Source organism: Oribacterium sp. Sow4_G1_1 (assembly GCF_052116105.1).
Lineage (GTDB): Bacteria > Bacillota > Clostridia > Lachnospirales > Lachnospiraceae > Oribacterium.
In genome coordinates this window covers 1-16,981 of record NZ_JBQKLS010000025.1, presented here as the reverse complement: position 1 = coordinate 16,981, position 16,981 = coordinate 1, and the positions used below count along the sequence as shown (strand labels likewise).

Sequence of the window (16,981 nt, the reverse complement as noted above, 5' to 3'; positions counted from 1 at the left end):
CATTCGCCCACAGGATATGTGGAAGATGACAATTTGGGTGGAACCGCGAATCTATCGTCCCAATCAGTTCGAAAGAGCTGATTGGGGCATTTTTGTTTAAGGCAGAGATTCGCTGTGTGGCACTGGACCGGTTGTCCAGACACGAAATCAGCCGACCCAAAGGGCTGGTTTTGAAACATTCAAAGGAGAAACAAATGGAAAAGGAAGAGTTATTACAGGTGTATCGTCATTCCCTCGCACACATCCTCGCAAAGGCAGTGATTGAGATCTATGGTAAGGAAGTACAGTACGGCATCGGACCTCAGATCGAGGACGGCTGCTACTATGACTTCGTTCTGCCGGAGGGCAAGAGCATCGGTGAAGAGGACTTCAAGGCCATCGAGAACAAGATGCGTGAGATCATCAAGCGTCGTGAGCCGTGGACACGGAAGGAAGTTTCGAAGGCCGAGGCGAAGGAGATCTTCAAGGATCAGAAGTTTAAGCTCGAGCTGATCGAGGAGCTTCCAGAGGACGAGACCATCTCTGTTTACTATACTGGTGATGATTATGTCGATCTCTGCCGTGGACCGCACGTAGAGAATTCACAGGAGCTGATGAGCGCGGCTTACCAGATTCACAGCTGTTCCGCAGCATACTGGAGAGGCGACGAGAAGCGTGACCACATGCAGCGTGTCTATGTGTATGCATTCCCGACGAAGGATGAGCTGAAGCAGCACGTAAAGATGATCGAGGAGGCGCGTGAGCGTGACCACAAGAAGATCGGTGCGCAGCTTGAGCTCTTCATGTTCAACGAGACTGCTCCAGGTATGCCATACTGGCTGCCACGTGGATGGCAGATGTACCAGGCACTGCTTCAGTACAGCCGTGAGGTACAGCGCCGCCATGGCTACACCGAGATCGCAGCGCCGCTCGTAAACAACAAGCGTCTCTGGCTCGTTTCCGGTCACTGGGCACATTATCTCAACAACATGTTCATCGTTCCGGGTATCGACGGCTACACCACGGCAGACGCGGATATCGAGAACGTGGTCGAGGATTATAAGGATGCGGCAGCCGAGAAGAAGGTAGCGAAGATCCAGGCCGGTTCTGTCATTTACAACCGTGAGAACATCGACACCATGGCAGCGAAGCCGATGAACTGCCCGAACGCGATGCTTACCTTCAAGCGTAAGCTTCGTTCCTATAAGGAGCTCCCGATCCGTTACTCTGAGTACGATGTGCTGCACCGTAAGGAGAAGTCCGGTCAGATGAACGGTCTCTTCCGTGTACAGGAGTTCCGTCAGGATGATGACCATACCTTCGTGATGGAGTCCCAGATCAAGGATGAGATCGCGGATGTTATCTCTATCGCAGACGAGATCTACAAGACCTTCGGTGTCACCTACCGTGCAGAGCTCTCCACCAGACCGGATGATTTCATGGGTGATATCGACGTCTGGAATCGTGCAGAGGCATCCCTCAAGTCCATCCTCGACGAGAAGTATGGCGAGGGCGGCTACGAGATCAATGAAGGCGACGGCGCATTCTATGGCCCGAAGATCGACCTTCAGATCAAGGATGCACTCGGTCGTGAGTGGCAGTGTGGTACGGTTCAGCTCGACTTCCAGCTTCCGCACAACTTCGGCCTGAACTACACCGCAGAGGACGGCACACAGCAGATGCCGGTCGTTATCCACCGTGCGATCTACGGTTCCCTCGAGCGTTTCATCGGTATCATCATCGAGAACTTCAAGGGGAACTTCCCGTTCTGGCTGAATCCGTATCAGGTAGCCCTCGTTCCGATCCGTGAGGAGCACAACGCCTATGCGAAGAAGGTAGAGGAGGCTCTGCTGAACGCAGGCATCCGTGTCGAGGCAGACTACAGCGATAAGAACATGAAGACGAAGATCAAGGGCTTCAAGAACTACAAGGATCCGTACATCCTCGTACTCGGTGATCACGAGGCAGAGGAGAACACCGTATCCATCAACGTACGTGGTTCCAACAAGCAGATCCAGAACGTTCCGCTCGACAAGTTCGTCGCTTTCTGCCAGAAGCTGAACAGAGAGCACACCCTCGAGCTTCCGGACGAGATCGACTGAAGCTGAGATAGCTATGGGCTTTGATGATGTGATTTTTATTCTTGAAATGGTCGGTACGGTGGCCTTTGCGATTTCCGGTGTCATGGTCGCAAAGGATCGGAAGATGGACATCTTCGGTGCCATCGTACTCGGCTGTGCGACGGCCGTCGGCGGCGGTATGATCCGTGACCTCATCCTCGGCGAGATCCCGCCGGCGATGTTCACGAAGCCGGTCTATGTGACCGTCGCCTTCATCACCTGCGTCGTCGACTTCATCTTCGAGCGCAGCCAGACCACCGGGAACTATATGGATAAGATCGACCGGAACCGGATCCGCTCAAACTTCATCCTGAACGTCGCCGATTCTGTCGGCCTCGCCGCGTTCGTCGTCGTCGGCTGTCGTACGGCGGTCAATGCAGGCTACGGTGCAAATATGTTCCTCGCCTGCTTCGTCGGCGTCCTCACCGGCATCGGTGGTGGCATCCTCCGCGATATCTTCGCCGGGCAGATGCCGCTCATCATGCGGAAGCGAGTCTATGGCATCGCGGCCATCGTCGGAGCGATCGTCTACTGCGGCCTGTCCGTCATCGCCCGCCCGGCGGGTGCCTTCGGAAGCACGATGATCGCCGCGGTAGTCAGCATGATCGTGACGGTCCTGATCCGCTTCCTCGCGATCTACTTCCACTGGAATCTGCCGTCCTTCAGATAATGAACGAGGCTACAGTATCCGGAATTGAAAACACAGCACAATCGCAGGATGGACGTCCTGCGGCAGGACAGAAAGCGGCTGCACATCGTGCAGCCGCTTTTTTCGGAAAGGAAATTATGAAAACAGCGATTATTACAGGTGCCTCCCGCGGCGTGGGAAGAGCAGTGGCAGAGACATTGGCCCGCGACGGCTGGCGGCTCATCCTGAACTGCCGCTCTCGCTTCGACCTCCTGGAGCAGGTGGCGGAGAGGCTCCGCGGCGTGACGGAGGTGCATACCGTGCATGGCCCGATCACAGACGAGGTCCTCGCCGCACTGCTCGGGACACCAGGCACGAAACCCCTTCCGATCCTTACGGAAGAGGATCTTGATGGGACGCAGCCTGAATCCTGTGCTGCCTGCGAAGAGCAGAGCGATCTCGTCATATCGCACGGTCCGCAGGATGCACTTACACGACGCACGCGGATCGAGACCCCGGAGGACGCCCTCCTCCTCGTGAACAACGCCGGCATCTCGACCTTCAACCTCGCCCAGGACGTCTCGGATGACGAGCTCGAGGAGATGCTCGATGCCAACGTGAAGGACATGTTCCGCCTCACCCGCGCCGTGATTCCGTATCTGCTGCGCGCCTCCGAGGGCCGTATCCTCAACATGAGCTCTGTCTGGGGTGTGGTCGGCGCCTCCATGGAGTCGGTCTACAGCCTCACGAAGGGCGCGGTCAATGCCTTCACCGAGGCGCTGGGGAAGGAGCTTGCACCGAACCATATCCCGGTCAATGCCATCGCCATCGGCTGTGTCGATACGGACATGAACGGCTGGATGAGCGCGGAGGACCGGGCACAGCTCGAGGACGAGATCCCCTACGGTCGTATGTGCACAGCGGCAGAGGTCGCGGACCTCGTGCGTCTCCTCGCCGCCGCCCCGGCCTACCTCACCGGCCAGATCATCCGCTTCGACGGCGGCTGGATCTGAGATTTGAAATACTGTTCAGACAGTGGGGACCCGAAGGAACGCTTATAGGCCTTCTGCATCGTAAGCAAATTGTAATATAATTTGTAAGGAAAGATCGCGGCGTTTGTGCTAAAGTTAAGATGTTTGAGATCTTCGAAACAGAGTTTGCAACGCCGCTTTTTTGCGGCTTTTTTCAGAGACATCTTCGTTTTAGGCCGGGGACCGCTCCGGCGATCCGGCGGATCAGATAAAAGTATGGGAGAAAACGTGAATAGACCCAGTATGAATCATCTTATGCATCCTATGACACAGGAAACCGGTGTGCGTCTGCCTGCCGCTTCTTCGTATGCCCCGAAGCGTCGTACGCGGAGGCTCGCGCTGAAGCTGGCCCTGCTTCTCATGTTCAGCCTGACGACCACCTCGACCGCACTGGCGGACGAGGTCCTGATCGGCATCGGCGACGGCCCGGTATCGGACGAGGAGCTCGGCATCTCCGACCAGGATCTGGCCGCGGCGACGGACGGTTCCATGATTCCGGAGTATAAAATCTCGGAGATTCACGAGACCAGTGCCAATGTCGTCAGCGAGCAGTATACCGTGGCGCAGGACTCGACGGCAGCCGAAACGATCCAGGAAGCTGCGGTTTCGACGGAGGGAAAGGAAACCCTGCTGGAAATCGTGGATTCGGTCGATGATTTCGCCGTTTTTAAGAAGAACACGCAGAGTGCCTCTTCCACTCCACAGAAGAGCACGGTCAGTGCAGCCGCGAATATCCTCACGAATGTCGGCACCAGCGGCGTGAGCACAGCTGCCGGAAACATCATCCAGGCCGCCGGCGATGCCATCAGTGGTACACGAAGCAGCAGCGCTTCTGAAACGAAGAGTGATGCAGCCGTAACAAACGCAGGCACGAGCATTTTAAGTCGTAGTAATGTCATCGAGGCCGGTACCTCCATCGTAAAGTCGATCAGCAGCAGTCTTCCGGTCATCGCGACGACGGCTTCCCGTCAGGCACTGATCCAGTACGCGAAGCAGTTCCTCGGGAATCCGTATGTCTATGGCGGCACTTCCCTCACGGATGGCGCTGACTGCTCCGGCTTCGTACAGCAGATTTTCAAGCACTTCGGCATCACGACAGGGCGCAGCTCCCGTGATCAGTATGCGAATGCACAGTCCATCAGCTTCGAGCAGCTCCAGCCGGGCGACCTCGTATTCTACGCATCGGGTGATTACATCAACCACGTCGCGATCTATGCCGGCGATGGCGTCATCATCCATGCAGCGAATGCACGTACCGGCATCTGCACCGGACGCTACGATTACCGTACACCGGTCGGCTATGGACGTTTCATCCAGAACTGATATCCGAAATAAATGAAGAACCCCTTAAGCGAAACAGCTTAAGGGGTTCTTCGTTTTATGGAGTCCATATGACAAATGGATGATCAGCATCACGATCTAACGTACGCTGGATACCACTCGATGGAATTTACTATTTTATATGGAGGCCTGCCGGCCTCTCCGGGGATCAGTACTCCGGCTCGATCAGGCCATAGTTGCCGCTCTTTCTTTTATAAACGACGGCAACGTTTCCGGTATCGCCGTTCTGGAATACGAAGAAGGTATGGCCGACCAGCTCCATCTGGAGGCAAGCCTCTTCCGGGGTCATCGGCTTCAGGTTGAAGTGCTTTGTACGCTCGATCTGGATTTCATCCTCACCGAGCTCATCCTCCAGCTCCTCTGCGAAGGCGTCGGAGAAATCAGCAGCCTGCTGACGATTGATCAGCTTCGTGCGGTACTTACGGATCTGACGTTCGATGACGTCTACAACCATATCGAGGGACTGGAACTTATCCGGTGTGATCTCCTCAGCACGGATGACACCGTCCTTTACCGGGATGGTCACCTCGACCCTATACTTGTTTTTCTCAGTGGAGAGAGTGACGTTGCAGATGGTGTCTTCCTTGAAGAACTTCGATAACTTGCCCAGCTTCCGATCGATCTGGTCCTTCATGCCGTCAGATACAGTAACATTTCTTCCTGTGATGTTAAACTTCATAAAATCACGCTCCCTTAAAAAGATTTCCTGATGTGGGTCATTCAGGATATATATATTATATCATATATAGAGGAAATTTCTACAACGTAATGGATATGTAAAATATAATCCGTCGCTGTTCAAACGTCGTTAAGTCAAGGCGTGGCCCGGCTGCCGTCCGCCGAGCCACGAGTGAACAGTAATGAAATATATGAATTAAATGTTAACAATCAAAAGCTTTCTTGAATAAAAAAGTGTTTAGTGATAAGATTTCAGAGTTATAGCCATAAGTAGAACGAAAAGTGTAGGCAGATGTATCGTATCGCTGTGTGCACTTGCGATAAGGAGTACTAGAGCAAATGAGTTTTTTTGAGAAGGTTTTCGGTACCCATTCCGATCATGAACTGAAGCGGATCGATCCGATCATTAAGAAGATCCTTTCTTATGATGAGACCATGTCTGCCATGTCAGATGAAGAGTTAAAGGCGCAGACCCCGAAGTTTAAGGAGCGTCTGGCGCAGGGAGAGAGTCTGGATCAGATTCTTCCGGAGGCCTATGCGACAGTACGTGAGGCCGCATGGCGTGTCAATAAGATGAAGCACTTCCCGGTACAGCTGATCGGTGGTGTCGTTCTTCACCAGGGCCGTATCGCCGAGATGAGAACCGGTGAAGGTAAGACCCTCGTATCCACCTGTCCGGCCTATCTGAATGCGCTGGAGGGAAAGGGTGTTCATATCGTCACCGTCAACGACTACCTCGCGAAGCGAGATGCGGAGTGGATGGGACGTATCCACGAGTTCCTCGGATTAAGCGTAGGTGTGGTTCTGAACTCCATGACCACCGAGGAGCGTCAGGCAGCCTATAACTGTGATATCACCTATGTCACGAATAACGAGCTCGGTTTCGACTACCTCCGTGATAACATGGCAGTGTATAAGAACCAGCAGGTACTTCGTGGCCTTCACTACTGTATCATCGATGAGGTCGACTCCGTCCTGATCGATGAAGCACGTACACCGCTGATCATCTCTGGTCAGTCCGGAAAGTCCACGAAGCTCTATGAGGTCTGTGATGTGCTGGCCCGTCAGCTTCAGCGTGGTGAGGAGTCCGCAGAGTTCAGTAAGCTCGACGCGATCCTCGGTGAGGAGATCGAGGAAACCGGTGACTTCATCGTCAACGAGAAGGAGAAGACCGTCAACCTCACCCAGCAGGGTGTCCATAAGGTTGAGCAGTTCTTCCATATCCAGAACCTCGCAGATCCGCAGAATCTGGAGATCCAGCACTGCGTGATCCTGGCGCTTCGTGCAAACAACCTCATGCACCGTGATAAGGACTACGTGGTCAAGGATGACGAGGTACTTATCGTCGACGAGTTCACCGGACGTATCATGCCGGGCCGTCGTTACAGCGATGGTCTCCATCAGGCGATCGAGGCGAAGGAGCATGTGAACGTCAAGCGTGAGTCGAAGACCCTCGCGACGATCACCTTCCAGAACTTCTTTAACAAGTTTGATAAGAAGGCCGGTATGACCGGTACCGCACAGACCGAGGAGAAGGAGTTCCGTAACATCTATTATATGGATGTCATCTGTATCCCGACCAACAAGCCGGTACAGCGTATCGACCTCGATGATGCGGTTTATAAGTCGAAGAAGGAAAAGTTCCAGGCCGTCGTGGATGAAGCGGTTCGTATCCACGAGACCGGCGCCCCGGTTCTGATCGGTACCATCAACATCGATACCTCCGAGCTCATCAGCGGCATGCTGAAGCGCCGTGGTATCAAGCACAACGTCCTGAATGCGAAGTTCCATGAGCTCGAGGCTGCCATCGTTGCAGACGCCGGTCAGCACGGTGCCGTCACCATCGCGACCAACATGGCCGGCCGTGGTACAGATATCAAGCTGGATCCGGAGGCACTGGCTGCCGGTGGTCTTCATATCATCGGTACCGAGCGCCACGAGTCGAGACGTATCGATAACCAGCTCCGTGGACGTGCCGGACGTCAGGGTGACCCGGGACAGTCTCAGTTCTTCATCTCCCTCGAGGATGACCTGATGCGTCTCTTCGGTTCCGAGCGTCTCATGAATATGTTCGAGGCACTGGGTGTACCGGAGGGTGAGCAAATCCACCACAAGATGCTTTCCAACGCCATCGAAAAGGCACAGGAGAAGATCGAGCTGAACAACTACGGCATCCGTGAAAACCTCCTGAAGTACGACGAGGTCAACAACGAGCAGCGTGATGTCATCTATGCAGAGCGTGAGAAGGTGCTGAACGGTGACGATCTCCGTCCGACCATCATCAACTTCATTCAGGACATCATCGAGAATTATGTCGATGCGAACGTTCCAGAGGACGCCACCGCGAAGGACTGGGATCTCAGTGGTCTGAATGATACACTGATGAGCATCATCCCGCTTCCGAAGCTGCAGCTTACCGAGGAGCAGTTCAACTCGATGACGAAGAACGAGTTCAAGCAGCTCCTGAAGGAAGAGGCCATCAAGCTCTATGAGCAGAAGGAAGCCTCCTTCCCGAATCCGGAGCAGCTCCGTGAGGTAGAGCGTGTCATCCTTCTTCGTGTGATCGACCAGAAGTGGATGAACCACATCGATGATATGGATATCATCCGTGATGGTATCGGTCTTCAGGCATACGGCCAGAAGGATCCGCTCGTAGAGTATAAGATCCAGGGCTATCAGATGTTTGGCGATATGACACGTGCCATCAAGGAAGATACCGTACGCATCCTGTATCATATCCAGGTAGAGCAGAAGGTGGAGCGTGAGCAGCAGGCACAGGTTACCGGTACCAACCGTGACGACACCCTTCCGCAGGCACCGAAAAAGCGTTCCATCCGCAAGATCTATCCGAACGATCCGTGTCCGTGTGGATCCGGCAAGAAGTATAAGCAGTGCCACGGCCGTGACGAGTACCAGAAGATGATGAATCAGAAGGTATCCGAAGCACAGGCAGAGAAGGCACAGGACGAAATGCTTGATAACGCCGGCAAAAACTAAGTAAGCTTTCCTGCTCCCGCAGGGAAAGGCCGCGGATCATCATCGAATGCTTCGCGGCCTTTTATATACTTCACTTCTCTTTCGAAGCGGACAGCACCGAACGGGTGTCCGTGCGTTTCGGAAGCAGTGCAGCAGTGACGATGTAACACATAGCATGTAAAGGAAAACAAATGATCATTGAGTTAGACCAGTACAAGTATGAGCTTGGACAGAAGGAACAGGCCCTCCGGGATCTCGGCGCTTCCCTGGACCTTGATAATAAAAAGAAGCGCATCGCCGAGCTCGACCGTATGATGGAAGAGCCGGATTTCTGGACAGATCCGGAAAAGGCCAACCAGTACTCTACCGAGGACCGTCGTCTGAAGGATGAGGTCAAAAGCTACGAAGAGCTCGCGCAGTCCTATGATGATATCGGCGCACTGATCGAGATGGCGGAAGAGGAGGAGGATCAGGATTCCGTGGCAGAGGTCAAGGAAATGCTGGATGATTTCATCGAGCGCCTCGATCAGATGTCGACGAAGCTTCTCCTTTCCGGAGAATATGACAGTATGAATGCCATCCTGCGTCTCAACGCCGGTGCCGGTGGTACCGAGTCCAACGACTGGGCCGGTATGCTGTATCGTATGTATACACGTTGGGCGGAGCGTCATGGTTTCACCCTGAAGGTGCTGGATTATCTGGAGGGTGATGAAGCCGGTATCAAGTCCGTCACCATCGAGATCGATGGCGAGTATGCCTACGGCTACCTGCGCTCCGAGGCGGGTGTTCACCGTCTGGTACGTATCTCTCCATTCAATGCACAGGCGAAGCGTCAGACCTCCTTCGTGTCCTGTGACATCATGCCAGACATCGAGACCGAGATCGACATCGAGGTGCGTCCGGAGGACATCAAGATGGAGGTATACCGTGCATCCGGTGCCGGTGGACAGCACATCAATAAGACCTCCTCGGCCGTTCGACTGATTCATATCCCGACCGGTATCGTCGTGGCCTGTCAGGAGGAGCGTTCACAGCTTCAGAACCGTAACAAGGCGATGCAGATGCTGAAGGCGAGACTGTACCTGAAGGAGAAGGAGGAGCAGGAGGCGATGCTGGCCGGTATCCGTGGCGAGGTCAAGGACAACGGCTGGGGCTCCCAGATCCGCTCCTATGTTCTGCAGCCATATCGTATGGTGAAGGATCTTCGTTCCGGTGAGCAGACCTCCAATACCGATGCGGTGCTCGATGGTGATATCGATCGCTTCATCACCGCCTACCTTAAGTGGATGCAGCTCGGCTGCCCTGATCGCCGCGTTCAAGGAGAAGACTGATTTCAGCAGCGGGTAAGCGACGAAACAGCACCACGAGCGAGAGAGAAGGACAGGTAGACACGATGAGCAGTCAATCCGATTATTTCGTTGTCCGGACCGGGGCACTGCCCGAGGTCCTGAAAAAGGTGGTCGAGGTAAAGCGTCTCCTCGAGACAGAAAAGGGCTTATCGGTGGCAGAAGCAACCGAACGCGTGAATATTTCCCGCAGTTCTTTCTATAAGTATAAAGAAGACATCTTCCCGTTTTACGATAGTTCGAAGGGGAAGACCGTCACGATCATCGTCGAGATGCGGGATGTACTCGGAAATCTGGCGAAGATCTGCTCGACGGTATCTTCGTATAATGCGAACATCCTGACCATCCATCAATCGATTCCCATCAACGGAATCGCCACCCTGACACTCTCCATCGAGGTCCGGGAGGATACGTCGGACATCAATGCGATGATCCATGAGATCGAAGCATTGCCCAATATACAATATGTCAAGATTCTTGCGCAGGAGAGCATGCCTGGCTAGGCAGTCCCTGTAAAACCACAGGCATCCATCATTTAAAACGTAGCCGAACGCTTCGGAACGTTACCAGCATGAAGGGGAAAATTATGAAAATTGCGATTTTAGGCTATGGCACCATCGGCTCCGGCGTAGCAGAGGTGCTGCGCATCAATCAGGCGCAGATCGAAAAGAAGGTCGGCGAGCCGGTCGAGCTCAAGTATGTATTGGATCTTCGTACCGACATCGGTGTCGATAATGATAAGCTGATTTCCGACTTCTCCGTCATCGAGAACGATCCGGAGATCAAGCTCGTCGTCGAGACCATGGGCGGCATTCACCCGGCCTATGAGTTTGTGAAGGCCTGCCTCGAGAAGGGGAAGCACTGTGTCACCTCCAACAAGGCACTCGTCGATGCGGTCGGCTCGAAGCTCATCAGCATCGCCCGCGAACATCACTGTAATTTCTATTTCGAGGCTTCCGTCGGTGGTGGTATCCCGGTCATCCGCACGATCTACCATAACTATGCCGGCGAGAATCTGACCGAGATCACCGGTATCATGAACGGAACCACGAACTTCATCCTTACGAAGATGCGTGAAAAGGGTGCCGACTTCGAGGAAACCCTCGTCGAGGCACAGCATCTCGGCTATGCGGAGCGTGACCCGTCCTCCGATATCGACGGCTTCGACACCTCCCGTAAAACGGCGATCCTTCTCAGTATGGCCTCCGGCAATCGCTGCCGTCATGAGGACATCTATACCGAGGGTATCCGTGCAGTTTCGAAGCTGGACTTCCTCTATGCGCGTGAACTGGGTATGACCATCAAGCTGCTCGGCTCCGTACAGCAGGTCGAGGATAAGTACTTCGCCTATGTCGTTCCGATGATGATTCCGAAGTCCGACCCGCTTTTCAGCGTCGATGGCGTTTATAACGGTATCCGTATCGTCGGAAACTGTCTCGGTACGACCATGCTCTATGGTATGGGTGCCGGCAAGATGCCGACCGCAAGTGCCGTCGTGTCTGACATCATCGCGGCCGTACGCCACCAGCATGATTTCCAGGGCATCGGCTGGACCGAGAAGATGATTCAGATCGAGCCGATGAGCTCGAACGCGTTCGCATATTTCGTTCGTGTCGAGGGCACACCGGATGCGGTGAAGAAGGAGCTCCGTGAGCTCTTCCTGGAGGACAGCTCGAAGCTGGTTCCGATCGCACTGGGCGGTCGTACCGATGAGTTCGCTTTTATCACCGATGTGATGTTTGAGGGCGACTTCCTGCAGAATGTCGCTGAGTTTGAGGAGAAGACCGGACGCCGGATCTTCCATTTCATCCGTACCGAGAAGGAAGAGGACTGATGATTTTTGAGAGTAATTCAGCGAAGGATACCTTCGCATTCGGACAGAAGCTGGGCCGCGAGGCGGTCCCGGGCGAGATCATCTGTCTCGATGGTGACCTGGGTGTAGGCAAGACCGTCTTCACGCAGGGCTTCGCCGCGGGACTCGGGATCGATGATTATGTGAATTCCCCGACCTTTAACATCGTGAAGGAGTACGAAGGCGGGCGTCTCCCGCTCTATCACTTCGATGTCTATCGTATCGGGGATCCGTCCGAGATGGAGGAGATCGGCTACGAAGACTATTTCTATGGTCAGGGCGTCAGCATCATCGAGTGGCCGGGACAGATCGAGGAGCTACTTCCGAAGGAGGCCCGCTGGGTGCGGATCCGGAAGGATCTCACGAAGGGCTTCGACTATCGACACATCGAGTATTAAATATGGGATAACACTATGTTGATTTTAGGAATTGATTCATCCGGACACACCGCGAGCGTCGCCTTATACGCGGACGGTGTCGTCCTTTCGGAGTATGCATGCAATATCGGACTCACCCACTCTCAGACACTTTTACCTATGGTGGCTGAGATTTTTTCACGTACCGGACACACGGTCGAGGAGCTGGATGCCATCGCGGTCAGTGCCGGCCCAGGCTCTTTCACCGGTCTCCGCATCGGCGCCGCGACCGCAAAGGGACTCGCGCTCGGCTATGGTATCCCGCTCCTCGAGGTGAGCACCCTCGAGGGACTCGCGATGAATCTTCGGGATATGGATGAGGTTTATGTGCATCCGATCATGGATGCACGCCGCAGTCAGGTTTATACTGCGACATTTCTCGACGGCCAGCTGATCGGAGAGGAAGAGGCGATCGGCATCGAGGATCTCGTCACGAAAATCAATCAGATGCCGGGAAAGCACTTCTTCCTGGGAGATGCGGTTCCGGTATACCGCAGCTGCCTCGAGACACAGCTCTCTGTACCGTATCGCTTCGCCGGTCCGGGAAATCTTCTGCAGCGTGCGTCCTCTGTCGCCATGCTCGGCGCAGAGCAGCTCGCACAGGGAAAGGCCGTATCCGGAAAGGATTTTCACCTCAGCTATATCCGGAAGCCGCAGGCGGAGCGCGAGCGTGAGGCCGCCGGACTCCGGGAGTATGACATCACCCACGAGGATCCGAATCTCCTGAAAAAGACGGCAGCAGAGGATCGTCTCACCGCACGGAACTATAAGATCGACGCCGGTCCAGGCTACGAGGACGACACGGTGCCAGAGAATTTATAAGCGGACAGCCCCGGACTTGGCACATGGACATCCTGGCCCCGCAGCTCTGCGCCGTCAGCGTACTGCCGGACGCCGGGTATAACCGTTTATGAAGGACAGGAGGAAAGCTCGATGAGGGAAACTGCTTATACCATCGAAGCCATGCGGCTGGAGGATATCCCGGAGGTGCTTCCCCTCGAGAGGGAAGCCTTCGGGCAGATGGCCTGGCATGCGGGTGATTTCGAAGCGGCCATCGCCTCAAAATGCGATTTCCCGCTGGTGATTCGTACCACAGGCCTCGCAGGATATGCGGTGCTTCGGATCATCGCGCCGGAAGCCGAGATCGAAAATATATGTGTGGCGCCCGCCTGCCGACGGAGTGGTGTCGGCGAAGCGCTGATGGAGGAGATGCTGCGTCTCGCTGCAGAACGGGATGCAAAACGCATCTTTCTGGAGGTCCGGGCACACAATGAGCCTGCAAAAGCGCTGTATCGTAAGAGGGGATTCGTAGAATCCTATCGACGAAGGAACTACTATCAGGGTCCGACTGAGGATGCCATCATCATGATGAAGGAATAAAAATATGCTGGATATTTGTTTACTGGGAACCGGCGGGATGATGCCGCTTCCGAACCGATGGCTCACGAGCCTCATGCTTCGCTGTAACGGCAGCAGTATGCTGATCGACTGCGGCGAGGGCACGCAGATCGCTATGAAGGAAAAGTCATGGTCGCCGAAGCCGATCGATGTGATCTGCTTCACACACTACCATGCGGATCATATCTCCGGTCTGCCGGGCATGCTGCTTTCGATGGGGAACGCCGAGCGCACCGAGCCGCTGCATATGGTCGGACCGAAGGGTCTCCGACGCGTAGTGGATGGACTGCGCGTGGTGGCACCGGAGCTGCCGTTCGAGATCATCTATCATGAGCTTTCAGAGCCACTCGAGCAGATCGAGTTCGGGCCGTTCGTACTGGATGCCTTCAAGGTGAACCATAAAATCACCTGCTATGGGTATCGCGTCAGCATCCGTCGGCTCGGAAAGTTCGACGCGACACGCGCACAGGCGAGTCACATCCCGGTCCGCTGCTGGAACCGGCTGCAGCATGGGGAGACGGTCGAGGAAGACGGGCAGATCTATACACCAGACATGGTGATGGGGGCCGCACGTCGCGGGCTGAGCGTGACCTACTGTACGGATACCCGTCCGACGCCGATGATCACGGAGATGGCGACCAACGCCGACCTCTTTATCTGTGAGGGCATGTACGGTGAGTACGAGAAGCTCGACAACGCGAAGAAGTATAAGCACATGATGATGGTCGAGGCGGCCCGTATCGGTGCCGAAGCGAAGCCGAAGGAGATGTGGTTTACACATTATTCCCCGAGCGAGATGAAGCCGGATATCTATTGGGACGAGATCTCGAAGATCTGGCCGGTGAAGTTCGCACGGGACGGCTGGACCAAGGATCTCGTGTTCGACGAAGAGGGAGAAGATAAGTAACTATGGCAGATATTACAATCCTGGGAATCGAATCCAGCTGTGATGAGACCGCGGCAGCAGTCGTACGTAATGGCCGGGACGTTCTTTCGAACATCATTTCATCGCAGATCGCGATTCATACCGAGTACGGCGGGGTCGTGCCGGAGATCGCTTCCCGTAAGCATCTCGAAAAGATCGACGACGTCATCGCGCTCGCGCTGAAGGAAGCACACTGTACCTTCGACGACATCGATGCCATCGCGGTAACCTATGGTCCGGGCCTCGTCGGTGCCCTGCTCGTCGGTGTAGCGGAAGCGAAGGCACTCGCCTATGCGCTGAAAAAACCGCTGATCGGTGTCCACCATATCGAGGGCCATGTCAGTGCGAACTATATCGAAAACAAGGAGCTCGAGCCTCCGTTTGCCTGTCTGATCGTATCGGGTGGTCATACCCACCTCGTCGTCGTGCAGGATTACGGAAAGTTCGAGATCGTCGGCCGCTCACGTGATGACGCAGCCGGTGAAGCCTTCGATAAGGTGGCGCGCGCCGTCGGACTCGGCTATCCGGGTGGCCCGAAGGTCGATGCGGCATCGAAAACCGGAAATCCGCAGGCCATCGAATTCCCGCGCGGCACGGTGACCGACAACCCGTACGACTTCACCTTCTCCGGCATCAAATCGAACGTCCTCAACTACATCAACAAGGCGAAAATGATGAATACAGCGATCAATGTACCGGATCTCTGCGCCTCCTTCCAGGAAGCCGTCACGGATTCACTCGTTTCGCGTGCCATCATGCTCTGTAAGGAGCGCGGTTACCATAAGCTCGCCATCGCTGGCGGTGTCGCCTCCAACAGCCATATCCGTGCACGGATGGAAGAGGAGTGTGCGAAAAACGGTATCCGCTTCTATCGTCCGAGCCCGGTGCTCTGTACGGACAATGCTGCCATGATCGGCTGCGCGGGTTACTACGAATACCTGCAAGGATGTCGAGACGGACTGGATCTCAATGCCTGCCCGAACCTGAAGCTCGGCGAACGGTGACAAATTACGCCAAGTGTAAACAGCCGTAAATAAGAATGCTTTTAGAAATGCCTGATGCAGCTGAGCTCAGGCATTTTTTATATGCAGAAAATCTGATATGATAAGGATACATAATTCGTGAATCGTATTCTGTGATCTGGAGGTATCTATGTATAACGGAAGAAAAGTCTATGCGATCGTTCTGGCTGCCGGCAGCGGGCGTCGTATGCACAGTAAAACGAAAAAGCAGTTTATGGAAATCCTCGGCAAGCCGCTCTTCAGCTGGAGCGCATCCCGATTCGATCATCATCCTGCGGTGGATGGCATCATCCTGACCACTGGAGAAGAGGATATCCCCTATATGAAAGAGCTGACCGGTACCGACGGTGTCTGTCCGCTTCAGAAGCTCGCTGCGATCGTGGCGGGCGGAAAGGAGCGCTACAACTCCGTCTTCGAAGGACTGAAGAAAGTTGCGGAGCTCGAGAAACTGGATACGGCTTCGCCTGATACCGGGATGACATCCTCCGGCACACAGGATCCGCTCATCATGATCCATGACTGTGCACGTCCGCTGCTGACGGACGCGATCATTGACGACGCCTTACATTATGCAGAGAAGTACCATGCTGCGGTGATCGGAATGCCGGTGAAGGATACCATCAAGGTTCTCGATGCGGATCACTTCGTAAAGGAGACGCCGGAAAGAAGTTCACTATGGCTCATGCAGACACCCCAGAGCTTCGATTTCTCGCTCATCTATAAAGCATATGCAGCGATGATCCGCCAGGACGAAAGCGGACGTCTCATGATTCCGGTCACCGATGACGCGATGGTCGTCGAGTCCTTCGCGGGCCAGCGCGTCAAGATCATACCGGGCAGCTATGAAAACATCAAGGTGACCACACCAGAAGATGTAAAAATCGCAGAGCTGTACCTGAGAAAAAGTTCAGAAAACGGTTGACAAGCGAAGCACTTATCGATATTATATCTAAGTCGCTCGTAAAGAGCGCTCAAAAGTGCAGAGGTATCGAAGTGGTCATAACGAGGCGGTCTTGAAAACCGTTTGTCCGCAAGGGCACGTGGGTTCGAACCCCACCCTCTGCGTTTGAAATTATTATCAAAAAGATTTCAAAAAAGCTCTTGACAATCGAATGACGGTTTGCTAATATAAACAAGCTGTCGCAGAAAACGAGAGCGCAACGAACCTTGAAAATCAAAGATCGATTAATACACAGACCCTGAAGATTCTAAAGAATTTTCAGAGACCAGCAATGGTCAAGCGATCAAGAGATCGCGCGAATTTATTCG

Annotated in this window: 15 protein-coding genes, 1 tRNA gene and 1 other annotated feature (1 of these 17 cut by a window edge); of the genes, 15 read left to right on the top strand and 1 reads right to left on the bottom strand. The window is 54.4% G+C overall.

Going from position 1 to position 16,981, the window contains the following annotated elements; translation table 11 throughout:
• Positions 1–65, top strand: a binding site (T-box leader); it begins 167 nt to the left of the window's first position.
• Positions 66–194: 129 nt separating this feature from the next.
• The 4 genes from ACTQ52_RS11565 to ACTQ52_RS11550 all read left to right on the top strand — a co-directional run bounded on the left by ACTQ52_RS11565 (position 195) and on the right by ACTQ52_RS11550 (position 5,081).
• Positions 195–2,081 (top strand): threonine--tRNA ligase, encoded by a 1,887-nt coding sequence (locus tag ACTQ52_RS11565; protein ID WP_441982688.1) that lies wholly within the window; start codon positions 195–197, stop codon positions 2,079–2,081.
• 13 nt (positions 2,082–2,094) lie between these two features.
• The gene (locus ACTQ52_RS11560; RefSeq protein ID WP_410042324.1) at positions 2,095–2,769 is read left to right on the top strand and encodes a trimeric intracellular cation channel family protein; all 675 of its coding nucleotides are present in this window, start codon (positions 2,095–2,097) and stop codon (positions 2,767–2,769) included.
• A gap of 116 nt (positions 2,770–2,885) precedes the next feature.
• The gene (locus tag ACTQ52_RS11555) at positions 2,886–3,740 is read left to right on the top strand and encodes an SDR family NAD(P)-dependent oxidoreductase (RefSeq protein ID WP_441982687.1); all 855 of its coding nucleotides are present in this window, start codon (positions 2,886–2,888) and stop codon (positions 3,738–3,740) included.
• Between the two features lie 261 nt (positions 3,741–4,001).
• The gene (locus tag ACTQ52_RS11550; protein WP_410042326.1) at positions 4,002–5,081 is read left to right on the top strand and encodes a C40 family peptidase; all 1,080 of its coding nucleotides are present in this window, start codon (positions 4,002–4,004) and stop codon (positions 5,079–5,081) included.
• Positions 5,082–5,247: 166 nt separating this feature from the next.
• Here the strand turns inward: ACTQ52_RS11550 and hpf are convergent, their stop codons facing one another.
• Entirely contained in the window at positions 5,248–5,778 is a 531-nt protein-coding gene (hpf, locus tag ACTQ52_RS11545; protein WP_441226990.1) for a ribosome hibernation-promoting factor, HPF/YfiA family, read from the bottom strand.
• Between the two features lie 338 nt (positions 5,779–6,116).
• Here hpf and secA point away from each other — a divergent pair, with 338 nt between their 5' ends.
• The 11 genes from secA to ACTQ52_RS11490 all read left to right on the top strand — a co-directional run bounded on the left by secA (position 6,117) and on the right by ACTQ52_RS11490 (position 16,777).
• The gene (gene secA / locus ACTQ52_RS11540; protein ID WP_441982686.1) at positions 6,117–8,774 is read left to right on the top strand and encodes a preprotein translocase subunit SecA; all 2,658 of its coding nucleotides are present in this window, start codon (positions 6,117–6,119) and stop codon (positions 8,772–8,774) included.
• 173 nt (positions 8,775–8,947) lie between these two features.
• A complete protein-coding gene (prfB, locus tag ACTQ52_RS11535; protein WP_410042598.1) occupies positions 8,948–10,084 on the top strand; it encodes a peptide chain release factor 2 in 1,137 nt (378 codons plus the stop codon).
• Positions 10,085–10,146: 62 nt separating this feature from the next.
• Positions 10,147–10,602, top strand: coding sequence for an ACT domain-containing protein (locus ACTQ52_RS11530; RefSeq protein ID WP_410042329.1), 456 nt, complete (start codon positions 10,147–10,149; stop codon positions 10,600–10,602).
• Between the two features lie 83 nt (positions 10,603–10,685).
• Positions 10,686–11,933: a homoserine dehydrogenase gene (locus ACTQ52_RS11525; RefSeq protein WP_441982685.1), complete on the top strand. Its 1,248-nt coding sequence runs from the start codon at positions 10,686–10,688 to the stop codon at positions 11,931–11,933.
• The gene (gene tsaE / locus ACTQ52_RS11520) at positions 11,933–12,349 is read left to right on the top strand and encodes a tRNA (adenosine(37)-N6)-threonylcarbamoyltransferase complex ATPase subunit type 1 TsaE (RefSeq protein WP_441982684.1); all 417 of its coding nucleotides are present in this window, start codon (positions 11,933–11,935) and stop codon (positions 12,347–12,349) included. Before ACTQ52_RS11525 ends, tsaE begins: the two co-directional genes overlap by 1 nt.
• A gap of 15 nt (positions 12,350–12,364) precedes the next feature.
• The gene (gene tsaB / locus ACTQ52_RS11515; protein ID WP_410042332.1) at positions 12,365–13,189 is read left to right on the top strand and encodes a tRNA (adenosine(37)-N6)-threonylcarbamoyltransferase complex dimerization subunit type 1 TsaB; all 825 of its coding nucleotides are present in this window, start codon (positions 12,365–12,367) and stop codon (positions 13,187–13,189) included.
• A gap of 111 nt (positions 13,190–13,300) precedes the next feature.
• Entirely contained in the window at positions 13,301–13,747 is a 447-nt protein-coding gene (gene rimI, locus ACTQ52_RS11510) for a ribosomal protein S18-alanine N-acetyltransferase (RefSeq protein WP_441982683.1), read from the top strand.
• Between the two features lie 4 nt (positions 13,748–13,751).
• Positions 13,752–14,672: a ribonuclease Z gene (locus ACTQ52_RS11505; protein ID WP_441982682.1), complete on the top strand. Its 921-nt coding sequence runs from the start codon at positions 13,752–13,754 to the stop codon at positions 14,670–14,672.
• Positions 14,673–14,674: 2 nt separating this feature from the next.
• Positions 14,675–15,694 carry a tRNA (adenosine(37)-N6)-threonylcarbamoyltransferase complex transferase subunit TsaD gene (tsaD, locus tag ACTQ52_RS11500; protein ID WP_441982681.1) on the top strand — a complete coding sequence of 340 codons (1,020 nt, stop codon included), beginning with the start codon at positions 14,675–14,677 and terminating at the stop codon, positions 15,692–15,694.
• A 148-nt stretch (positions 15,695–15,842) separates the two neighbouring features.
• Positions 15,843–16,634 (top strand): 2-C-methyl-D-erythritol 4-phosphate cytidylyltransferase, encoded by a 792-nt coding sequence (gene ispD, locus ACTQ52_RS11495; protein WP_441982680.1) that lies wholly within the window; start codon positions 15,843–15,845, stop codon positions 16,632–16,634.
• A 57-nt stretch (positions 16,635–16,691) separates the two neighbouring features.
• Positions 16,692–16,777: transfer RNA gene (locus tag ACTQ52_RS11490), tRNA-Ser, on the top strand.
• Positions 16,778–16,981: the final 204 nt, after the last annotated feature.

Bases quoted from the DNA above. Each gene is read 5' to 3' on its own strand.
- rimI (WP_441982683.1), top strand. From the start codon at position 13,301: ATGAGGGAAACTGCTTATACCATCGAAGCCATGCGGCTGGAGGATATC.
- tsaE (WP_441982684.1), top strand. From the start codon at position 11,933: ATGATTTTTGAGAGTAATTCAGCGAAGGATACCTTCGCATTCGGACAG.
- hpf (WP_441226990.1), bottom strand. From the start codon at position 5,778: ATGAAGTTTAACATCACAGGAAGAAATGTTACTGTATCTGACGGCATG.
- ACTQ52_RS11565 (WP_441982688.1), top strand. From the start codon at position 195: ATGGAAAAGGAAGAGTTATTACAGGTGTATCGTCATTCCCTCGCACAC.
- ACTQ52_RS11530 (WP_410042329.1), top strand. From the start codon at position 10,147: ATGAGCAGTCAATCCGATTATTTCGTTGTCCGGACCGGGGCACTGCCC.
- ACTQ52_RS11560 (WP_410042324.1), top strand. From the start codon at position 2,095: ATGGGCTTTGATGATGTGATTTTTATTCTTGAAATGGTCGGTACGGTG.
- ACTQ52_RS11550 (WP_410042326.1), top strand. From the start codon at position 4,002: ATGAATCATCTTATGCATCCTATGACACAGGAAACCGGTGTGCGTCTG.
- ispD (WP_441982680.1), top strand. From the start codon at position 15,843: ATGTATAACGGAAGAAAAGTCTATGCGATCGTTCTGGCTGCCGGCAGC.
- tsaD (WP_441982681.1), top strand. From the start codon at position 14,675: ATGGCAGATATTACAATCCTGGGAATCGAATCCAGCTGTGATGAGACC.
- secA (WP_441982686.1), top strand. From the start codon at position 6,117: ATGAGTTTTTTTGAGAAGGTTTTCGGTACCCATTCCGATCATGAACTG.
- ACTQ52_RS11505 (WP_441982682.1), top strand. From the start codon at position 13,752: ATGCTGGATATTTGTTTACTGGGAACCGGCGGGATGATGCCGCTTCCG.
- ACTQ52_RS11555 (WP_441982687.1), top strand. From the start codon at position 2,886: ATGAAAACAGCGATTATTACAGGTGCCTCCCGCGGCGTGGGAAGAGCA.
- ACTQ52_RS11525 (WP_441982685.1), top strand. From the start codon at position 10,686: ATGAAAATTGCGATTTTAGGCTATGGCACCATCGGCTCCGGCGTAGCA.
- tsaB (WP_410042332.1), top strand. From the start codon at position 12,365: ATGTTGATTTTAGGAATTGATTCATCCGGACACACCGCGAGCGTCGCC.